Source organism: Pseudomonas sp. SJZ077 (genome assembly GCF_007993905.1).
GTDB lineage: Bacteria > Pseudomonadota > Gammaproteobacteria > Pseudomonadales > Pseudomonadaceae > Aquipseudomonas > Aquipseudomonas mandelii.
Genome location: NZ_VIUJ01000036.1, coordinates 13,294 through 32,203 on the forward strand (window position 1 = coordinate 13,294; position 18,910 = coordinate 32,203).

At 60.7% G+C, this 18,910-nt stretch carries 19 protein-coding genes; 11 read left to right on the forward strand and 8 right to left on the reverse strand.

Going from position 1 to position 18,910, the window contains the following annotated elements; translation table 11 throughout:
* Positions 1–39 precede the first annotated feature (39 nt).
* The gene (pobA, locus tag FBY01_RS30935) at positions 40–1,224 is read right to left on the reverse strand and encodes a 4-hydroxybenzoate 3-monooxygenase (RefSeq protein WP_178113330.1); all 1,185 of its coding nucleotides are present in this window, start codon (positions 1,222–1,224) and stop codon (positions 40–42) included.
* A gap of 188 nt (positions 1,225–1,412) precedes the next feature.
* Between pobA and FBY01_RS30940 the strand changes: the two genes are divergently transcribed.
* Positions 1,413–2,309: a helix-turn-helix domain-containing protein gene (locus FBY01_RS30940; protein ID WP_010457596.1), complete on the forward strand. Its 897-nt coding sequence runs from the start codon at positions 1,413–1,415 to the stop codon at positions 2,307–2,309.
* Positions 2,310–2,318: 9 nt separating this feature from the next.
* Here the strand turns inward: FBY01_RS30940 and FBY01_RS31645 are convergent, their stop codons facing one another.
* A complete protein-coding gene (locus tag FBY01_RS31645) occupies positions 2,319–2,495 on the reverse strand; it encodes a hypothetical protein (protein WP_010457594.1) in 177 nt (58 codons plus the stop codon).
* 491 nt (positions 2,496–2,986) lie between these two features.
* Positions 2,987–3,892, reverse strand: coding sequence for a LysR family transcriptional regulator (locus tag FBY01_RS30950; protein WP_202979502.1), 906 nt, complete (start codon positions 3,890–3,892; stop codon positions 2,987–2,989).
* 115 nt (positions 3,893–4,007) lie between these two features.
* Here FBY01_RS30950 and FBY01_RS30955 point away from each other — a divergent pair, with 115 nt between their 5' ends.
* On the forward strand, positions 4,008–4,895 hold the full coding sequence (locus FBY01_RS30955) for an MBL fold metallo-hydrolase (RefSeq protein ID WP_145311010.1): 888 nt from the start codon (positions 4,008–4,010) through the stop codon (positions 4,893–4,895).
* Positions 4,896–5,107: 212 nt separating this feature from the next.
* Entirely contained in the window at positions 5,108–5,722 is a 615-nt protein-coding gene (locus FBY01_RS30960) for an NAD(P)-dependent oxidoreductase (protein WP_145311013.1), read from the forward strand.
* 127 nt (positions 5,723–5,849) lie between these two features.
* On the opposite strand, the gene FBY01_RS30965 is transcribed toward FBY01_RS30960, so the two are convergent.
* On the reverse strand, positions 5,850–6,731 hold the full coding sequence (locus FBY01_RS30965; protein ID WP_145311015.1) for a LysR substrate-binding domain-containing protein: 882 nt from the start codon (positions 6,729–6,731) through the stop codon (positions 5,850–5,852).
* 159 nt (positions 6,732–6,890) lie between these two features.
* On the opposite strand from FBY01_RS30965, the gene FBY01_RS30970 reads away from it, so the two are divergent.
* The 6 genes from FBY01_RS30970 (at position 6,891) to FBY01_RS30995 (ending at position 14,313) form a co-directional block, all read left to right on the forward strand.
* Entirely contained in the window at positions 6,891–8,528 is a 1,638-nt protein-coding gene (locus FBY01_RS30970) for a 5-guanidino-2-oxopentanoate decarboxylase (protein WP_145311018.1), read from the forward strand.
* Complete coding sequence (locus FBY01_RS30975; RefSeq protein WP_083375872.1) at positions 8,525–9,973, forward strand: aldehyde dehydrogenase family protein; 1,449 nt, start codon at positions 8,525–8,527, stop codon at positions 9,971–9,973. The genes FBY01_RS30970 and FBY01_RS30975 overlap by 4 nt, the downstream gene beginning before the upstream one ends.
* Before the next feature lie 217 nt (positions 9,974–10,190).
* Complete coding sequence (locus FBY01_RS30980) at positions 10,191–11,294, forward strand: extracellular solute-binding protein (RefSeq protein WP_010457579.1); 1,104 nt, start codon at positions 10,191–10,193, stop codon at positions 11,292–11,294.
* Positions 11,295–11,488: 194 nt separating this feature from the next.
* Entirely contained in the window at positions 11,489–12,397 is a 909-nt protein-coding gene (locus FBY01_RS30985) for an ABC transporter permease (protein WP_145311021.1), read from the forward strand.
* On the forward strand, positions 12,394–13,242 hold the full coding sequence (locus FBY01_RS30990; protein WP_010457574.1) for an ABC transporter permease: 849 nt from the start codon (positions 12,394–12,396) through the stop codon (positions 13,240–13,242). The genes FBY01_RS30985 and FBY01_RS30990 overlap by 4 nt, the downstream gene beginning before the upstream one ends.
* Positions 13,243–13,257: 15 nt before the next feature.
* Positions 13,258–14,313: an ABC transporter ATP-binding protein gene (locus FBY01_RS30995; protein ID WP_010457573.1), complete on the forward strand. Its 1,056-nt coding sequence runs from the start codon at positions 13,258–13,260 to the stop codon at positions 14,311–14,313.
* A gap of 113 nt (positions 14,314–14,426) precedes the next feature.
* Here FBY01_RS30995 and FBY01_RS31000 read toward each other — a convergent pair whose 3' ends face one another.
* Positions 14,427–15,356, reverse strand: coding sequence for an AraC family transcriptional regulator (locus tag FBY01_RS31000; protein WP_010457570.1), 930 nt, complete (start codon positions 15,354–15,356; stop codon positions 14,427–14,429).
* A gap of 334 nt (positions 15,357–15,690) precedes the next feature.
* Between FBY01_RS31000 and FBY01_RS31005 the strand changes: the two genes are divergently transcribed.
* The gene (locus FBY01_RS31005; RefSeq protein ID WP_077750448.1) at positions 15,691–16,044 is read left to right on the forward strand and encodes a putative quinol monooxygenase; all 354 of its coding nucleotides are present in this window, start codon (positions 15,691–15,693) and stop codon (positions 16,042–16,044) included.
* 41 nt (positions 16,045–16,085) lie between these two features.
* A complete protein-coding gene (locus tag FBY01_RS31010) occupies positions 16,086–16,319 on the forward strand; it encodes a hypothetical protein (protein WP_010457565.1) in 234 nt (77 codons plus the stop codon).
* Here the strand turns inward: FBY01_RS31010 and FBY01_RS31015 are convergent, their stop codons facing one another.
* The 3 genes from FBY01_RS31015 to FBY01_RS31025 form a co-directional block, all read right to left on the reverse strand.
* Positions 16,320–16,949, reverse strand: a complete 630-nt coding sequence (locus FBY01_RS31015; protein WP_145311023.1) for a flavin reductase family protein — start codon at positions 16,947–16,949, stop codon at positions 16,320–16,322. It lies immediately after the preceding gene.
* Between the two features lie 153 nt (positions 16,950–17,102).
* Positions 17,103–18,422: an MFS transporter gene (locus FBY01_RS31020; RefSeq protein WP_145311027.1), complete on the reverse strand. Its 1,320-nt coding sequence runs from the start codon at positions 18,420–18,422 to the stop codon at positions 17,103–17,105.
* 311 nt (positions 18,423–18,733) lie between these two features.
* The coding region (locus FBY01_RS31025; protein WP_306092903.1) for a helix-turn-helix domain-containing protein at positions 18,734–18,910 on the reverse strand (177 nt) is incomplete at its 5' end.

Consider the following 18,910-nt stretch of genomic DNA (forward strand, 5'->3'; position numbering starts at 1 on the left):
GGCGAGCGGGGATGCTCGCCAGTGTAAGTCGGTAGGAGGCTATTCGATAGCCTCATAAGGAAGCCCGACGTAATTTTCTGCAATGGTTTTTCGACCGGCCTCGGAGTGTACGAAGTAATCCAATTCCGACTCGCAGATGCGCTGGCTGAAGGCGTCGTGATCATCGAAGCGGTGCAGCATCGACGTCATCCACCAGGAAAACCGTTCGGCTTTCCAGACCCGGCGCAGGCAGATCTCAGAGTATTTCTCCAGCAGATCGAGGCGTCCCTCGGTGTACACCTTTTGCAAAATGGTGAACAAGGTGCTGACGTCGCTGGCTGCCAGGTTCAGGCCTTTGGCGCCAGTGGGCGGGACGATGTGCGCCGCGTCGCCGACCAGGAACATCCGCCCGTACTGCATCGGTTCGACCACAAAACTGCGCAGGGGCGCGATGCTTTTTTCGATGGACGGCCCGGTCACAAGAGTATCGGCCAGCGCCGCAGGCAGGCGCGATTTGAGCTCCTCCCAAAAGCGCTCATCCGACCAGGCCTCGACCTTCTCGTCGGCCGGCACCTGAAGGTAGTAACGCGTGCGGGTTGCCGAACGCATGCTGCACAAGGCAAAACCGCGTTCGTGGCGGGCGTAGACCAGTTCGTCATGGACCGGCGGCGTATCAGCGAGAATCCCGAGCCAGCCGAATGGATAGACCCGCTCGAAGACCTTCAGGCATTCGGCAGGAATCGACTGTCGCGCCACGCCATGGAAACCGTCGCACCCGGCGATGTAGTCGCAATCAAGGCGCCAGGTCTCGCCATCCTTCTCAAACGTCACGAACGGTTCTGCGGTTTTCATTGCGTGCGGTACGACGTTGCCGGCCTGGTAAATCGTCTGCGCGCCAGCCTCCCGACGAGCGGCCATCAGGTCCCGGGTGACTTCGGTCTGACCGTAGATCATCACGGTTTTGCCACCGGTCAGGGCTTGCAGATCAATGTGTACGCGGCGTCCGTCGAGGGCCAACTTGAAACCGCCATGGACCAGCCCTTCGGCATCCATGCGCTGACCCACCCCGGCCTGACGCAAAAGCTCTACCATGCCTTGTTCGAGGACACCGGCGCGGATTCGGCCGAGCACATAGTCGGGGGTCTGTCGTTCAAGGATCAGGGTGTCGATTCCGGCGTTATGCAGCAATTGGCCGAGCAGCAAACCGGAGGGGCCGGCGCCAATGATGGCGATTTGGGTTTTCAGCGTTTTCATTGTTTTTATGACTCGCAAGCTTCACGCGACCACGGCCGGTGAATGATTTTTATGGATCGAGTGCTTGCATTTTTCCCTTGCGGGTCTGTCAATTGAAGGTGAAAACTGAGCCGATACCTGTACATTCTGCCAATCGGTGCGATTATCGCCCGTAACCCTCTGAGGCCTGGATTGAAGTGATGAACAAGCCTGACCTACCTTCGATTCCAGTGTTCAAGCTCTACGGTGAAAGCCTGGACTGGCCGACCCCCGACTTGCTGCACTGTGAAACCATTTCCAAACGCAGCCGCGAACATCAATGGGAAATCAAACCCCATCGTCACGCTGATTTGTGCCAGTTGCTCTTCGTATTCAAAGGTCAGGCAGAGCTTGAAATCGAAGGCAAACACACGGAGCTGACCGAACCGGCGATCCTGATCCTGCCGCCGTTATCGGTGCATGGTTACCGGTTTTCCGAGGACGTCGAAGGGTTCGTCGTGACCCTGGCCGCGCCATTGATTGCCCATCTTCAGGCGCAACTGGGCAACTCGGTGAACGCGTTGGCCCAAGCCGAAAGTTACCCGGCGGGCAAGGACAGCGATTACCTCAACAGCCTGTTTTCAGCGCTGCAAGAGGAATACACCGGGCACCAGCCTGCGCGTGAAATGCTCATGCATTCGCTGGTCAGCGTGATCATGGTGTGGGTCAGCCGCCAGGTGATTTCGCGCCGCGCTGCCAGTCAGCGTCCGCACCGTGCCCGGGAGTACCTCAACGGTTTTATCCAGCTGGTGGAAGAGACCTACCGTCAGCACGTCAAGGTCGAGGACCTGGCGCATCGGCTGGGGATCTCCGTGTCGCACCTCAACGGCACCTGTCGTGAACTGGCGGGGCAACCGGCGTTGCAGATCATGCACGAGCGACAGTTGCTGGAAGCCAAGCGCTTGCTGACCTACACCAGCATGACCATTTACGAAATGTCCGACGTGTTGGGGTTTTCCGATCCGACCAACTTCACACGCCTGTTCCGGCGTCGGGTAGGGATCTCGCCCAAGGCTTTTCGCGACCGCTTGAAGGCCGATCAGGACAACGAGGCCTGACCGCCTTCGTTACCGAAGGGCGTTGAGGGTCGCGTTGTGGGGAATGCAGCGCTCGAAGTTACAACTCGCGTAGTCGCGGGGCAGTTGTCGCAACTGCTCGACACGCCAGGCGGCGGTGCCATACAGCGCCAGCGTCGCCGCGCAGGTGACGAAAATGGCGAGGTATCTTCTTGTTTTGGTGTTCATGGCGTTGACCTCTGAACGAATACCCTCCGGTATTACTTTGAGCATAGGTCAGCGGGAGTGAGTTGCCAGTGACAGGGCTTTTGTATGTACCCCGACATTCAGAACACTGATACCCCCCTGTGGGAGTGCGCCTGCTCGCGATAGCGGAGTGCCAGGCAACAGAGATGTTGAATGTCAGACCGTCATCGCGAGCAGGCTCGCTCCCACAAGGGGAGTGGAGTCGAGCGCAAAGGCTGCGGTATCACCAATCAAACTGTGGGAGCGAGCCTGCTCGCGAAAGCGGAGTGTCAGGCAACAGAGATGTTGGATGTCAGACCGTCATCGCGAGCAGGCTCACTCCCACAAGGGGAGTGGAGTCGAGCGCAAAGGCTGCGGTATCACCAATCAAACTGTGGGAGCGAGCCTGCTCGCGATAGCGGAGTGCCAGGCAACAGAGATGTTGACTGTCGGACCGTCATCGCGAGCAGGCTCGCTCCCACAAGGGGATGCGATTACAGACCGATATCCCATGCCGGCTCTTCAGGAAACCTGAGCACCAGAAAATCCAGCATGCTGCGTAGCGCCGCCGGCATGTGCTTGCGTGAGGCGTACACCGCGTACACGTTCATCTGCCGGGGCTCGGCGTGTGGCAGCAGGCGGATCAGCTCGCCGCTGTGGATATGCACACCCGCCTGATAACTGGGCAGCATTGCCACCCCCGCACCCGCCATGGTTGCGCGCAGCAATGTGCTGGCTTCGTTGGCGCTGATGTTGCCCTGCACGGGCACCGACACCGGCTCGCCGTTCTCCTCGAAATGCCAGAGGCTTTTGCCGAAGTAGGAGTGGGTCAGGCAGTTGTGCTGGCTCAAGTCCTCGACCCGCTGCGGTGTCGGGTGTTCGCTCAGGTAAGCAGGGGAGGCGCAGATCACCGAGCGGCAGACGGTCAGCCGCCGGGCGATCAGGTTCGGGTCAAGGTCGTTGCTGGTGCGGATCGCCAGGTCGATGCGTTCATCCACCAGGTTCACCGTGCGGTCGAGCATCTGCATGTCGATGCTGACACCGGGGTACCTTTTGACGTAAGCCGCCATGGCATCCGCCAATTGCGCCTGGCCGAACGAGGTGCTGACGCTGATGCGCAGCAGGCCACGTGGCGCCTCGTCCGGCTCGCTGACAGCGGCTTGCATGTCGGTGGACAGGTCGAGCATCTGCCGACACCGGGGCAGAATCTCGCTGCCAGCGGCGGTCAGGCTCAATTTGCGCGTGGTGCGGTGCATCAAACGCGCGCCGACCCAGTCTTCCAGCTCGGCCAGATAACGCGATACCACCGGCCGCGACAGGTCCAGATGATCGGCGGCGGCCGACTGGCTGCCGAGGTCGACCACTGAGACGAACACTCGCATTGCTTGTAGACGATCCATTATTTGCCCGCTTTCAGAAACAAACTATGTTCAAGCATCGCATTTTTTGTACTGAGTCATGCAACTAAGCTCTGTCCCCATCGCCAGACACGGCATTTGGACAACGGAGCAACAGATGATCGGCTTCACCTCTCTCAAGCGCTTTTTGCTGGCCACCGCCACCCTCGGCTTCGCGGCCCACGCGGCTGCGGCATCGACCCTGACCCTGGACGTGTACAACCCGGGCGACAAGGCAATCTTCCCGGTGACCTCGGTTCTTGTCAGCGGTGAGAAAGAAGCGATTCTGGTCGACGCGCAATTCGGCAAGTCCCAGGCCGAACAGGTGGTCGAGAAAATCCGCGCCAGCGGCAAGCAACTGACCACCATCTACATCAGCCACGGTGACCCGGATTACTACTTCGGCCTCGACACCCTGACCGCCGCCTTCCCGAACGCCAAAGTGCTGGCCTCGCAGCCGACCGTGGATCACATCAAGCACACCGTCGACGGCAAACTGGCGTTCTGGGGCCCGAAAATGGGCGCCGACGTGCCGGCCAAAACCATCGTGCCGGGCGTACTCAAGGGTGACAACCTGATGCTTGAAGGGCAGAAGTTGCAGGTGGTGGGCCTGGACGGCAAGCAGCCGGACCGGACCTTTGTGTGGATCCCGTCGATCAAGGCCGTGGTCGGTGGCGTGGTCGTCGCCGAAAACATCCACGTGTGGATGGCCGACACCCAGACCGCGCAATCCCACACCGATTGGTTGGCTACGCTACATGCCATCGAAACCTTGAAACCGAAAACCATCGTGCCGGGGCATTACCTCGGTGAGAGCGCCCGTTCGCTGGCCGCCGTGCAGTTTACTGCCGATTACATCAAGGCCTTCGACGAAGAAACCCCAAAGGCCAAAGACGCCGCTGCGCTGATCGCCGCCATGAAAAAACGCTTCCCGACTTTGGGCGAAGAAAGCTCGCTGGAGCTGAGCGCGAAAGTCGCCAAGGGCGAGATGAAGTGGGGTGAATGAGTTTATGTGGCGAGTGGATTAACTGTGGCGAGGGAGCTTGCTCCCGCTGGACCGGGCTGGCGCTCCAGTGCGAAGCGCTCCCACGCAGTGTTTGAGCCACAGCGCACTCTCAGGTTTTACGACTGCTGCGCAGCCGAACGGGAGCAAGCTCCCTCGCCACAATGTTGGATGCCAAACGAATACGCGTGTACTCAAGCCAACTGGAGAACGTCATGAGCAAAATCGCAATCATCGGTGCCACCGGCCGTGCCGGCAGCCAACTGCTGGAAGAAGCTTTGCGTAGGGGTCATAGCGTCACGGCCATCGCCCGCGACACCTCGAAAATCGCCCCGCGTGCCGGGGTGATCACCAAGGATGTCGATGCCCTTGATGCCCACGCGTTGCAAGCGGCCGTCGCTGGTCATGACGTGGTCATCAGCGCGGCACACTTCGCGACCCTTCCCGCCAGCGCGGTGATCGGGCCGGTGAAAAAGGCCGGGGTGAAACGACTTTTGGTGGTGGGCGGTGCGGGTTCGCTGTTGCTGCCGGACGGCACTCGAGTGATCGACAGCAAGGGCTTTCCTGAGGAGTACAAGGCTGAGGCGAGCGCCGGGGCTTTGTTTCTGGAAAACCTGCGTGAGGAACAGGATCTGGACTGGACGTTCCTGTCCCCGTCGGCGGAATTCGTCGAAAGTGAGCGCACCGGGGCGTTTCGGGTGGGCAAGGATGATTTGCTGGTGAGCAGCGAAGGGCGGAGCTGGATTTCGTTCGCCGATTACGCGATTGCGCTGATCGATGAAGTGGAAGCGCCGAAGCATTCGCTTCAGCGGTTCACCGTCGGTTACTGAGTCACTGAAGAACCTGTGGGAGCGAGCCTGCTCGCGATAGCGGTGGGTCATTCAACAAATATGCCGACTGACCCACTGCTATCGCGAGCAGGCTCGCACACAGGGTTATGCGCCAAGTCTTCGCGGCTCAGCGTGACTGAGCCTGCTCCACCAACCACCCCAACAACTCGCGCAACTTCGGCGAAGGCCCGGGTTTTTCCGGGAACACCAGGTAATACGCCAACCCTGTCTTCACCTTCAATTCAAACGGCATGACCAGTCGCCCAGCGCTCAGGTCGTCGCCAATCAACGACCAGTCCCCAATCGCCACGCCAGTCCCTTGGGACGCCATCGACATCGCCAGGTCCAGGGTTTCAAAATGCTGGCCCTTGCCGACATTGCTCAAGCGAATATCGGCGCTGGCCAGCCAGGCTTTCCAGTCGCGTTCATCGCGGGTCGGGTGCAACAGCATGTGTTGTTCCAGATCCTCCGGCGCTTGCAGCGGCACCGGCCCCTCAAGGTAGGGCCTGGAGCAGACTGGTGTCAGTTGCTCATCGAACAGCCGATGGGACGCCAGTGATGTCTCCGGGGGGACGCCATAGATCACCGCCGCATCGAACTGCTCGCGATGAAAATCCACGCCGTGTTTCACCGTGGTGGTCAGTTCGACCGGCACATCCGGGCGCTCCCTTTGCCACTGCACCAGGCGCGGCAGCAGCCAGCGCATCACGCACGTCGGGGCCTTGAGTTGCAGGGTTTCGCGCTTCTCGCCGATCTGTTCCACCGCCTCGTCGATCAAGCTGAAAATCTGCTGCACCCGTGGCAGCCACTCGCGTCCTTCAGCGGTCAGGCTCAAGCCCCGGGCTTGGCGGATAAACAACTCATAACCCAGATGTTCTTCCAGCCCGGCGATCTGCCGGCTCACCGCGCCTTGGGTGATGTAGAGCTGTTCGGCGGCCCGAGTGAAGTTGCAGCACTGCGCGGTAATCAGAAAAGTGTGCAGCGCCGGCAGGGGAGGCAATCGTTTCATTTGGATCCAAGGTATGACGTGAGGACATGGCTAGTATGACTTTTTATCCATTGTTGCGGCTACGTGTCGCCCGTTCCAATGAGGCCATCCCTGGACCTGCCCACGCATCATAAACACTGCGCAGGCCCGGCGTCTCAAACGAACAAAAAGGGCAAAGACATGGCGACGTGCGGCGAAGTATTGGTCAAGTTACTCGAAGATTACGGGGTCGAGCAGGTGTTCGGCATTCCCGGGGTACATACCGTGGAGCTGTATCGCGGGCTGGCCCGTTCGAGCATCAACCACGTCACGCCGCGTCACGAACAGGGCGCCGGTTTCATGGCCGACGGTTATGCGCGCACCAGTGGCAAACCGGGTGTGTGCTTCATCATTACCGGCCCTGGCATGACCAACATCACCACCGCCATGGGCCAGGCCTACGCCGATTCGATCCCGATGCTGGTGATTTCCAGCGTGCAATCGCGCAGCCAGCTGGGCGGTGGTCGCGGCAAGCTCCACGAGCTGCCGAACCAGAGCGCATTGGTCGGCGGCGTGGCGGCGTTCTCCCACACCTTGATGTCTGCGGCGGAACTGCCGGGCGTGCTGGCCCGTGCGTTTGCATTGTTTCAGGCCGGTCGACCGCGTCCTGTGCACATCGAAATTCCGCTGGACGTTTTAGTTGAAGACGCCGACGACCTGCTCGCCAGCCTGCCAGTGAACATCGACCGTGCCGGCGCCTCGCCAAGCGCCATCAGCCGCATGACCGCGCTGCTGGCCGGCGCCAAGCGCCCACTGATTCTCGCGGGTGGCGGTGCCATTGATGCCGCCGCCGAGTTGACCGAGTTGGCCGAACGGCTGGACGCACCCGTGGCCCTGACCATCAATGCCAAAGGCATGCTCGAATCCAGTCACCCGCTGCTGATCGGTTCGACCCAGAGCCTGGTTGCGACCCGTGCCTTGGTCGCCGAGGCCGACGTGGTGCTGGCCATCGGCACCGAACTGGCCGAGACCGATTACGACGTCACGTTTGCCGGCGGTTTCGAGATTCCCGGCGTGCTGCTGCGCGTGGACATCGACCCCGACCAGACCGTGCGCAATTACCCGCCGAAAGTCGCCCTGGTGGCGGACTCGCGTAACGCCGCGCAAGCCTTGCTCAGTGAACTGTCCAAGCACTCGCTGGCCGAGCGTCGCAACGATTGGGGACAAGTCCGCGCTGCCCGTCTGCGTGACGACCTCGCCGCCACCTGGGACGCCCCGACCCTGGCCCAGACCCGCTTCCTCGAAACCGTGTTGCACGAATTGCCGGACGCAGTGTTCGTCGGCGATTCGACCCAACCGGTGTACACCGGCAACCTGACCTTCAACCCGGAACGCCCGCGTCGCTGGTTCAATTCGTCCACCGGTTACGGCACCCTCGGTTACGCCTTGCCGGCGGCAATCGGCGCCTGGCTCGGTGGCAGCCTTGAAAACGGCGCGCGTCCTCCGGTGGTGTGCCTGATCGGTGACGGCGGCCTGCAATTCACCCTGCCGGAACTGGCCAGCGCCGTTGAAGCGCGCACCCCGGTGATCGTCCTGCTGTGGAATAACCAGGGCTACGAAGAGATCAAGAAATACATGGTCAACCGCGCCATCGAACCGGTGGGCGTGGACATCTACACCCCGGACTTCATCGGTGTGGCCAAGGCGCTGGGCTGTGCGGCGGAAGCGGTCAACGGTGTTGAACAACTGCGCAGCGCCTTGCGCAGCGCCGCCGACCGTCAGGGCCCGACCCTGATTGAAATCGATCAGACCCAGTGGATGAAGGCGGTGTCGAAATGAGTTTCCCTACCACTCTGGACGGCCTGTACATCAACGGCCAATGGTCGGCTGGCAACGAACATCTGCGCGTGATCAACCCGGCGACCGAAGCCCTGTTGACCACCGTGAATGGCGGCGATGAAAAAGCCGTCGATCAAGCGGTCACCGCCGCCACCCAGGCGTTCGGCGAATGGTCGAAAACCACCGGTGCCGAACGCGGCGCGATCCTGCGCAGAATCGCCGCCGGCGTGCAGGCCGGGCGCGACCACTTGATGAAGTTGCAGTCGAGCAACAACGGCAAGCCGCTGTTCGAAGCCGCCATCGACGTCGATGACGTGATCGCGACGTTTGAGTACTACGCCGGTCTCGCCGAAGGCCTTGATGCCAGACAGGACAGCAACGTCGAGCTGCCCACCGACGATTTCAGCGCTCGCGTGCGCCGTGAACCGTGCGGCGTGGTCGGCCTGATCGTGCCGTGGAATTTCCCGATGGTCACCACGGCCTGGAAACTCGCCCCAGCCCTGGCGGCCGGTTGCTGCGTGGTGCTCAAACCGTCCGAAGTCACGCCGTTGCCCGAGCTGGAACTGGCGGCGATCGTCGCTGAGGCCGGCTTGCCGGATGGCGTGTTCAACCTGGTCTGCGGCACGGGCCTGGCCGTCGGCGCGCCGCTGTCGGCCGACCCGCGCATCGCCAAAATTTCCTTCACCGGCAGCAATGCGGTCGGTGTACAGGTCATGCAACGTGCGGCGGAAACCGTCAAAGGCGTGAGCCTGGAACTGGGCGGCAAATCTTCGCTGCTGGTGCTCGCTGACGCCGACATCGAACTGGCGGTGGAAGTGGCTTGTGGCGGCGGTTTCTTCAACGCCGGGCAAATGTGCTCCGCCACCAGCCGCGTGCTGGTCGCTGATGAATTGGCAGATGAGTTCCTCATCCGATTGAAGGCCCGCGCCGAAGCCATTCGCGTCGCCGACCCGTTCGACCCGAACGTGGAAATGGGCGCGCTGGTCAATCAGGCGCAATACCAGCGTGTGCTGGGCCACATCGATCGCGGTTTGAGCGCCGGGGCCAAGCTGGTTAGCGGCGGTAATCGCCCTGCAGACCTGCCCCGCGGCTATTTTTTGCAGCCGACGATTTTCACCGAAGTGCCCCAGGGCAGTGCGTTGTGGTGTGAAGAGATTTTCGGCCCGGTGATCTGCGTGCGCAGTTTCGCCACCGAAGCCGAAGCGATTGCCCTGGCCAACGACAGCCAGTTTGGTTTGGTGGCCAGCGTGGTGACTCGCGACAACGAAGCCGCGGATCGGGTCGCCAACGCCTTGCAGGCGGGACTGGTGTGGATCAACGCGCCGCAAGTGATCTTCCCGCAGACCGCCTGGGGTGGCTACAAACAGAGCAGCATCGGCCGCGAATTGGGGCCGTGGGGCTTGCAGGCTTTCCAGGAAATCAAACACGTGATTCGCGCCGTCTGAAGGCACGAAACAGGTGAGTGCATGCCTCGTATCGAGGCATGCACTGGTGTCATGGCTTCGATGAGTTTTTATCGATAGTCAGGTGTTTTGCACGACCTCAGGATGAACTCACTGGTTCAGCCAAACCCCCGAAAATACGAGGGAAAACGCTGATCCGGCTGCGCGGATGCAACAGTTTCGACCTGCCTTATACCTACAAAAACAAAGGGAGTCCGTAATGGGCGAACATGATCTGAACAGACGTCAATTCATCAAAACCGTGGGCGTGGCGTCCGTAGCCGCGGCGGCCATGAGTTTGCCCTTCGTCAAGGCCAATGCCAGCGACACGCGCTTCCAGGGCAAGACCCTGCGCCTGTTGACCTGGTCCGACGACACCGGCCTGGCTGCACTGCGTAACATCGCGGCCACCTTCGAAGACAAATATGGTTGCAAGGTCATCGCTGACCGCACCGGCAGCACCTCGGAAATGGTCGCCAAACTCAAGGCCGCCGGTGATCGTCCGCAGTACGACATCATCACCCTGGCCGGCGTCGGCGCCGAAGGTCTGGCAGCAGCCAATCTGCTGGAAAAACCAGACCTTAACCGCATCCCCAACCTGGTCGACGTACCGGAGAAATACCGTACCGGCGCTAACGGTCACGGCATCGGTTACCTGCTGTGGTGCAACAGCCTCGTCTACAGCACGCGCACCATCAAGGAAGCACCGGACAGTTACGCCGCCCTGTGGGACGCCGAGCTGTCGCCGAACATCTTCCTGCCGCCGCCGAACTGGACCGAAGCGATGGACCTGATCATCATCGCCGCCAAACTGGCCGGGGGTGACGAGCACAACATCGAGCCGGGCTTCAAGAAACTCGCCGAGCTGAAAGACCGTGTGGTCACCCTGGGTGAAAACCCGAACCAGATCGCCGAATTGTTCCGCACCGGTTCCCTGGACATGGGCGGCCTGTACGCACCGGCGTTCTTCCCGAAACAGATCCGCGATCCGGCCTATGGCCTGGGCGCTACGTTCGGGATGAAGGAAGGTTTCTACACCGACCTGATGCTCTCGGTGATGCCGAAGAACCGTCCGGGCGATACCGACCTGACCTACGCCTTCATCAACCACTCTCTGGACCCGCTGGTGCAGGGCAAGATGGCCGAGGACATCTACAACGGCCCGGTCAACGCCAAGGCGATCATCTCCGCCGAAGCGCGCAAGAGCCCTTACATCCTCACGCCGGAGCAGATTGCCGAGAAGGCGATCATGCACGACAACGCCTTCCTGGCCTCCGTGCATGACCAATGGATTCGTCGTTACACGGAAATCTTTTCTTCCTGATTGAGTGGCGAACACAAGATCTTCAACCACTGAAGATCCCCTGTGGGAGCGAGCCTGCTCGCGAATGCGGTCTGACATTCACCATTGATGTCGACTGATGGATCGCTTTCGCGAGCAGGCTCGCTCCCACAGGGGGCTGATGTGGTTTTGAGGGCTGTGTTTGTCAGCTGCTTTCCATTGACGAGACCTTTGCTATGGAACACCAACCTCTGACTCATCCGGTCGCCGCCGCTCCCGTGCGTGCCAATCGGGGTGTTTCGCCGACGGCGCGTGCGTGGTTTTTCCTCTCGCCCTCGATGCTGTTTCTGGGCGTGCTGATTGCCGCCAGCCTGCTGGTACTGCGCATGAGCGTGGGCACCAAAGGCGCAGAGTGGACCGGGTTCAGCCTGGCCAGTTATGCCCAATTGCTCGAACCCTATTACCTCAAATCCTTGCTGCTGACCCTGCGTCTGGCGCTGATCAGCGCGGTGGTCGCGGTGTTGCTGGCGATCCCTGTGGCCTACACCATGTCGCGCCTGACCTCGCCGTTCGTGCGACGGATCTTCCTCGCGGCGGTGCTGCTGCCGTTGCTGGTCAACCTGCTGCTGCAAAGCTACGGCTGGCTGGTGATTCTCGGCCCTGGCGGCATGCTCAATCAGGCACTGATGGGCCTGGGCCTGATCAAGCGACCGATCATGCTGCTCTACAACCAGAACGGCGTGTTGATGGGCCTGGTGCAAACCGCGTTCCCGTTGGCGGTGCTGCCGATTGCCAGCGCCATGCGCGGCGTCGCCCGCACTTACGAAGAAGCCGCCGCCACCCTGGGGGCAAGTCGCTTCCAAGTGTTCCGCCAGGTGGTGCTGCCGATGAGCATGCCGGGGATCATCACCGGCGCGACGTTGGTGTTTGCCTACAACGCCAGCAGTTTTGTGGTGCCGTTGTTGCTCGGCGGTCGGCGCGTGCCGATGCTGGCGGTGATGGTGCATGACCAGATCGCCCCGCTGATGAACTGGCCCGCCGCGTCCGCTGCCGGAGTGGTGCTGATTGTCACCACCCTGGCGATCATGACCTTGTCCGAATTCATCACTGGCCGTCGTCGGCGCATGCTGGAGGCTTCCCAATGAGCACGTTGACCAAGAAACGTTATGGGCTGCTGCCCGGTGAGACCGGCAAGTTTGCCGGCATTCTCTCGGGCTTCATCCTGCTGCTGGCGGTGTTGCCGATCCTGACCATGATCGTCATGTCGTTCAGCGGCGCATCGAACCTCGACTTCCCGCCGAGCAGTTACAGCCTGCAATGGTACAAGGCGGCCTGGCACACCTTTGTGTCGCCTGATGCCAGCGATGTGCTGAGCCTGGGCAAAGCCATGACCACCAGCCTGATGGTGGCGTGCCTGACCATGGTCTTCGCCACCATTGTGGCGGTGCCGGCGGCTTACGCGCTGACCCGTTGCGAGTTCCGTGGCAAGGCCGTGGCGCTGCAACTGATGTCGCTGCCGCTGGTGTTTCCGATGGTGGTGTTGGGCCTGGCATTGCTGCTGGTGTTCGACAGCCTGCCGTTCCAGATGACCACCTCGCGGCTGGTGATTGCCCACGTGATCCTGGCACTGCCGTTCGTGGTGAAGAACTGTACCGCCGCAATGCTCTCCATCGGCAGCGAAGTCGAAGAGGCTGCGCAAATGCTTGGCGCTTCACCGCTGCGGGCGATCATCGATGTGGTGGTGCCGTTGATGAAGTCGGGGATTCTGGCGGGCATGCTGCTGGCGTTCATCGTCTCGTTCAACGAATTCACCGTGACCTATTTCCTCTACACCATCGATGTGATGACCGTGCCGATCTGGATGTACAGCCGCACCGTGTCGTCGCTCGACCCCACCGTATTTTCGTTTGCCGTGCTGATCGTGCTGATCGACTTCGTCCTGATCTGGGCGCTGGAGAAGCTGGTCGGTGAAGGTGGCGTTTCGTTCTGATTCTTGAGGTGATTTATGTCTGGTCTGATTCTGGAAAACGTCGAGAAACATTACGGCTCGGCCTGCGCGGTAAAGGATGTAAACCTGCATTTGCCGGAAGGCAAACTGGTGTGTTTCCTCGGTCCGTCGGGCTGCGGTAAAACCACCCTGCTGCGGATGATCGCCGGGCTTGAGACCCTGAGCGGCGGCGAAATTCGCCTGGACGGTGAAGACATCGGCCACACCCCGGCGCATCAGCGCAACTTCGGCATGGTGTTCCAGTCCCTGGCGCTGTTCCCGCACATGACGGTGGGGGAGAACATCGCCTATCCGCTGAAACTGCGCGGGGTCAGCAAGGCTGATCAGCAGGCGCGGGTGGTGGAGTTGCTGGAATTGATTCAGCTGAGCGAGATGATTGATCGCCCGGTGGCCAAACTCTCCGGCGGTCAACGCCAGCGCGTGGCGATTGCCCGGGCGATTGCCAACCACCCGAAAATCCTCCTGCTGGATGAACCGCTGTCGGCGCTCGACGCCAAGTTGCGCGAATCGATGCAGGTGGAAATTCGTCAGTTGCAGCAACGCCTGAACATCACCACGATCATGGTGACCCACGACCAGCGTGAAGCCATGACCATGGCCGATATCGTGGTGGTGCTGGGTGAGCATCGGGTGCAGCAGGTGGGGTCGCCGATTGAAATCTACCGGCACCCGGCCAACGAATTTGTCGCCGACTTTATCGGCTCGGGCAACATCTTCCCCGCCACGGCGCTGGGCAACGGCAAGGTCGGGTTGCCGGGGGGCGCCGCGCTGGAAGTGCCGATTTGCAGCAGCATTGTGGTGGGGGAGAAGGTGAAGATGCTGATTCGTCCTGAAGACCTGCAACTGTCGCACCCGCAGGCCACGGCGGGAAATCGGTTGCTCGGTACGGTGACGTTCGTGCGCGATATCGGCGCGACGATTGAAACGACGGTGGAGTGTTCCGGGGTTTCATTTACGGCGCTGAGCACGCCGTGTCAGGGGTTTGGGTTGAGCATTGGCAACCCGGTGTCGGTGACCTTGCCGGCTGAGGCGTGCCGCGTACTCGGCGCCTGACTGACTGGCCCCATCGCGAGCAGGCTCACTCCTACAGTGGGTCGGTGTACACCGGCCTATGTAGGAGTGAGCCTGCTCGCGATAGGGCCGGCAAAACCAGCACAAAAATCAGATCAAACGGACAACCGCAACCGCGCCAGATCCCTTAACGGTGGTGCCCCAAACAACCGGCTGTATTCCCGGCTGAATTGCGACGGGCTTTCATACCCCACCCGATACCCCGCCGCCGAAGCCTCAAGCCCTTCGGCCAGCATCAACCGCCGCGCTTCCTGCAAGCGCAGTTGCTTCTGATACTGCAGCGGACTCATTGCTGTCATCGCCTTGAACCGGTGATGCAACGTCGAGACGCTCAGGTTCACTTCCTTCGCCAGATCATCGATGCGCAGCGGTTGCTCATAGTTGCCGTTAAGCCACTTGATCGCCTGGCTGATGCGGTGGCTCTGGCTATTGGCAATCGCAATCTCATACAGCCGATGGCCCTGCTGACTGCGCAACAACCGATAAAGAATCTCCCGGCGAATCAGCGGTGCGAGCATGGCGATGTCTTTCGGGGTATCGAGCAAACGCGCCAGACGCAACACCGCGTCGAGCATCGCCGTATCGATCCGTTCGACATATAAGCCGCGTCCGGTGGGACGGGTCGGTACGCCCAAAGGGCCGGCGTCGGCAATCAGCGCGGTGATTTCAGCCGGATCAATATCCAGTCGCACCGCGAGAATCGGTTCTTGCGACGTGACGTTCACCACCCGCCCGCTCAACGGCATCGAAACCGACACCACCAGGTAATTCAGCGGGTCGTAATTAAAGTATTCGTCGGCCAGCCTGACCTCTTTTCGCCCCTGCGCCATGATGCACAGCGCGGGTTGCGCCAGCACCGGGGCAAATTCATGGGACTTGCAGTGTTTGGACATGAACAGCGAGCCGACGGCAGTGGCATAAGTGCCATCGTCCGTGGTGTTGCGCCGGATGATAGTGGCCAGTTCAGCGCGCTGTTTCTCCATGTCGGCATCCAGCGGGGCTTGAAAGTGATCGAACGACGACATGCCGGGCATCCTCGTTGAGGCGTTGGTAATGAGGCCAGCTTAAGTTTGTGCAAGACAGAGCGGTAGACACATCCTGCCTCAAGCTTGCCTGATTCTGCATCGAGTGGATCAGCGGTGCCTCTATGGCTGCTGCAACTCAGGGAAACTTGCTTGAAAGCCGAGTTTTGTTGGTACGAACGCTTTTACAGGTTGTTACAGGTTTATCGAAACGCCGCGCAGGATTGTGCAACAAGCCGGCAGGAATCGACTAACCGCGCTTCCCCTGCGCGCTTAACCTTTGATCCTGTCGCAGCCCGTCCCCAGGCTGCCACTCGACTCCCTGGGAGGGTTGAACATGTCTACGCAGATCCCCGTCAGTCACATGGCTTTTGTTCGTGCCCGCGCCGGGCGTTCGGCAGAACTCGGTGCGCGCCTGAGCGCCTTGATCGAGCCGTCCCGCAGCGCGCCGGGTTGCCTGAGTTTTTCCCTGCAGCATTCGCAATGCGATCCGGAGTTGTGGCTGGTGTCCGGTTTCTGGACGAACCAGCAAGCGATGACGGCCTATTTCGGCACCCCGGCGATGGAGATTTTCGCCGAGCTGGTGCAGGAGTTGGTGGTCAACAGCCTGGATTTTCATACCTTCAAGGACGTGTCGGCCGACCAGGCGCGGGGGCAGTCCGGGTCGTGGGTACACAAAATGGCGGGTTGAGGGTTTAATGGCTGCATTCTCAATCAGCCAGGATCCGCGACATGGCACGTAAAGCCTTTGAAACCTTCGAAGCTGTATCCGCTGTAATGCCCCGTGAGGGTGGCGGTTATTTCGCGGCGATAGCCACCAAAGCCATCGGCGGTTCCGGTGCGCCGCGCTTCAACAAACTATTGGAAGACCAGACATTCACCACCGCTACCTCGGCGGACGAAGCCGCCGCGATGCAGTTGACTCACCTCAAGGGCGTCGACGAAGAGGGCGGGCTGCTCTGGTAATCACTTGACCGCCCCCGGGCGCCACATTTTGAACAATGCCTCTGGCCCCAGCTGAAAGTAATCCGCTGGCCCACCGCCGCGCAGAATCGGTTCTGCCGCGGCGGTGTCGTACACCCCGTCTTTCAACAGCCACTTGGCGATATGCACGGCGACCACTTCGCCCAGAATCAGCCAGCTCGGCACCACGTTCCCGTCCGCCCGCTGCAACTGAATGATCTGCGTGACCTTGCACTCGAAGGACACCGGGCTTTCGGCGACCCGTGGCACCTGGATGATTTTCGACGCTACCGGTGTCAGGCCTGACAGTTCGAACTCGTTGACCTCGGGCGGGACCATGGCGCAGCTCTGGTTCATCTGCTCGGCCAGTGGCCGGGTGGCCAGGTTCCAGGCGAACTCGCCCGTCTGCTCGATGTTGTTCAGGCTGTCTTTACGGCCGACGCTGGAAAACCCGATGATCGGCGGAATGTAATTGAAGGCGTTGAAGAAGCTGTAAGGCGCCAGGTTCAAGCGGCCGTTGGCGTCCTGGGAGGAAATCCAGCCGATTGGGCGCGGGCCGACGATGGCGTTGAACGGGTCATGCGGCAGGCCGTGGCCGTTGGCGGGTTCGTAGAAGTGGATGTCGTCGGGCATGGCATATATTCCGGGAGGATCGGGAGGCAGTCATGGTGCAAGGACGAACGGATAATTTCCAGCGATGAGATTCAAATACGGGTTTTGTGTCGGTTGCAAACAAAAGGGGCAGACCCGTTAAGGTCTGCCCCTGTTTTTATTGCGCGGGCTGACTCAGTCCGTCTCGATCCGCGAATGCTTGCGGGTGTCTTTCATGGTGATGTACACCAGCAACGACACGGCAATACACGCCGTCACGTACCAGTAGTAACCGGTTTCCATGCCGATGCTCTTGAACCACAGCGCGATGTATTCAGCGGTGCCGCCGAAGATCGATACGGTCAGCGCATACGGCAGGCCGACGCCCAGTGCACGGATTTCGGTCGGGAACAGTTCGGCCTTCACCACCGCGTTGATCGAGGTGTAGCCGCTGACGATGATCAGCGCCGCCATGATCAGGAAGAACGCGCCCCACCAGGATTGAACGGTGTGCAGGGTGGTCAGGATCGGCACGGTGAACAGCGTCCCGAGCACGCCGAAGGCGATCAGGATCGGACGACGACCGACCTTATCCGACAAGCCGCCGATGATCGGTTGCAGGCACATGAACAGGAACAGCGTGGCGGCGGAAATGGTGGTGGAGTCGGAGATGCTCATGCCGACGGTGTTCACCAGGTATTTCTGCATGTACGTGGTGTAGGTGTAGAACGCCAGGGTGCCGCCCATGGTCAGGCCGACCACGGTCATCAGTTCCTTGGGGTGGCGCATCAAGGTGCGCATTGCGCTTTCCTTGGCCTTTTCTTTCTTGGTGAACGACTCGGTTTCTTCCATGCCACGACGCAGGTACAGCGCGACCACGGCACACAGCGCGCCGATGGCGAACGGGATGCGCCAGCCCCAGGCGTACAGCTCTTCGGTGGTCAGGACTTGTTGCAGCACGATCAACACCGCCAAGGCGATGAGCTGACCCGAAATCAGGGTCACGTACTGGAAGCTGGAGTAGAAGCCGCGACGATCCTTGGTCGCCATCTCGCTGAGGTAGGTGGCCGAGGTGCCGTACTCGCCACCGACCGACAGGCCTTGCAGCAGGCGGGCGAAAATCAGCAGGATCGGTGCGCCGATGCCGATGGTTTCATAACCGGGGCTCAGGGCAATCAGCAGCGAGCCGAAACACATCAGGTACACCGAAGCCATCAATGCTTTCTTGCGACCGGCCTTGTCGGCGTACAGGCCCATCAGCCAGCCACCGATCGGGCGCATCAGGAAGCCCACGGCGAAGATCGCAGCGGTGTTGAGCAGTTGTGCGGTGGTGTCGCCTTTGGGAAAAAAGGCCTTGGCGAAATACAGGGAGAAGGCAGCGTAGACGTACCAGTCGTACCACTCGACCATGTTGCCGACAGAGCCGCTGAAGATCGACTTGATGCGACTGGCGGTGGTTCTTTCTTTGGCGGGCACGGCAGCCGACCCAAGGGGCAGGGCGTTGGAGTTATCCATTGAAGGATCCTTCGTTTAATTGTTTTTGTGGAGCGCGTTGAAACGCAGCCTGCATGGGCTATAGCAGGAGGTGTGCCAGATCAAGGAGGGCTGGTTTAGAGGGGTTGCGGGGATTGGGTGAGCGGAAATCCGCTTATGCCGGGCTGGGCGTGAGCGGAAAATTGCTTATCAGGCTCGTGGATGTGCGTTGTTTGCATTGGCCTCTTCGCGGGCAAGCCTCGCTCCTACGGTATTTGTGTTGCTCGACAATATTGCAAACGACGCAAACCCTGTAGGAGCGAGGCTTGCCCGCGAAGGGGGCCGTTCAGGCACTACGAGAACATCTCCCGAGTCAGCCCATGCCGCTGCATCTTTTCATTGAAGGTCCGGCGCGGCAGTTGCAGTTCTTCAAGTACCGCTTTCACGTCGCCCTTGTGCCGGGTCAGCGCCGCGCGCAGGCAATGCGCTTCGAACGCTTCGGCCTGCGCCGCCAGCGACTGGCCGGGATC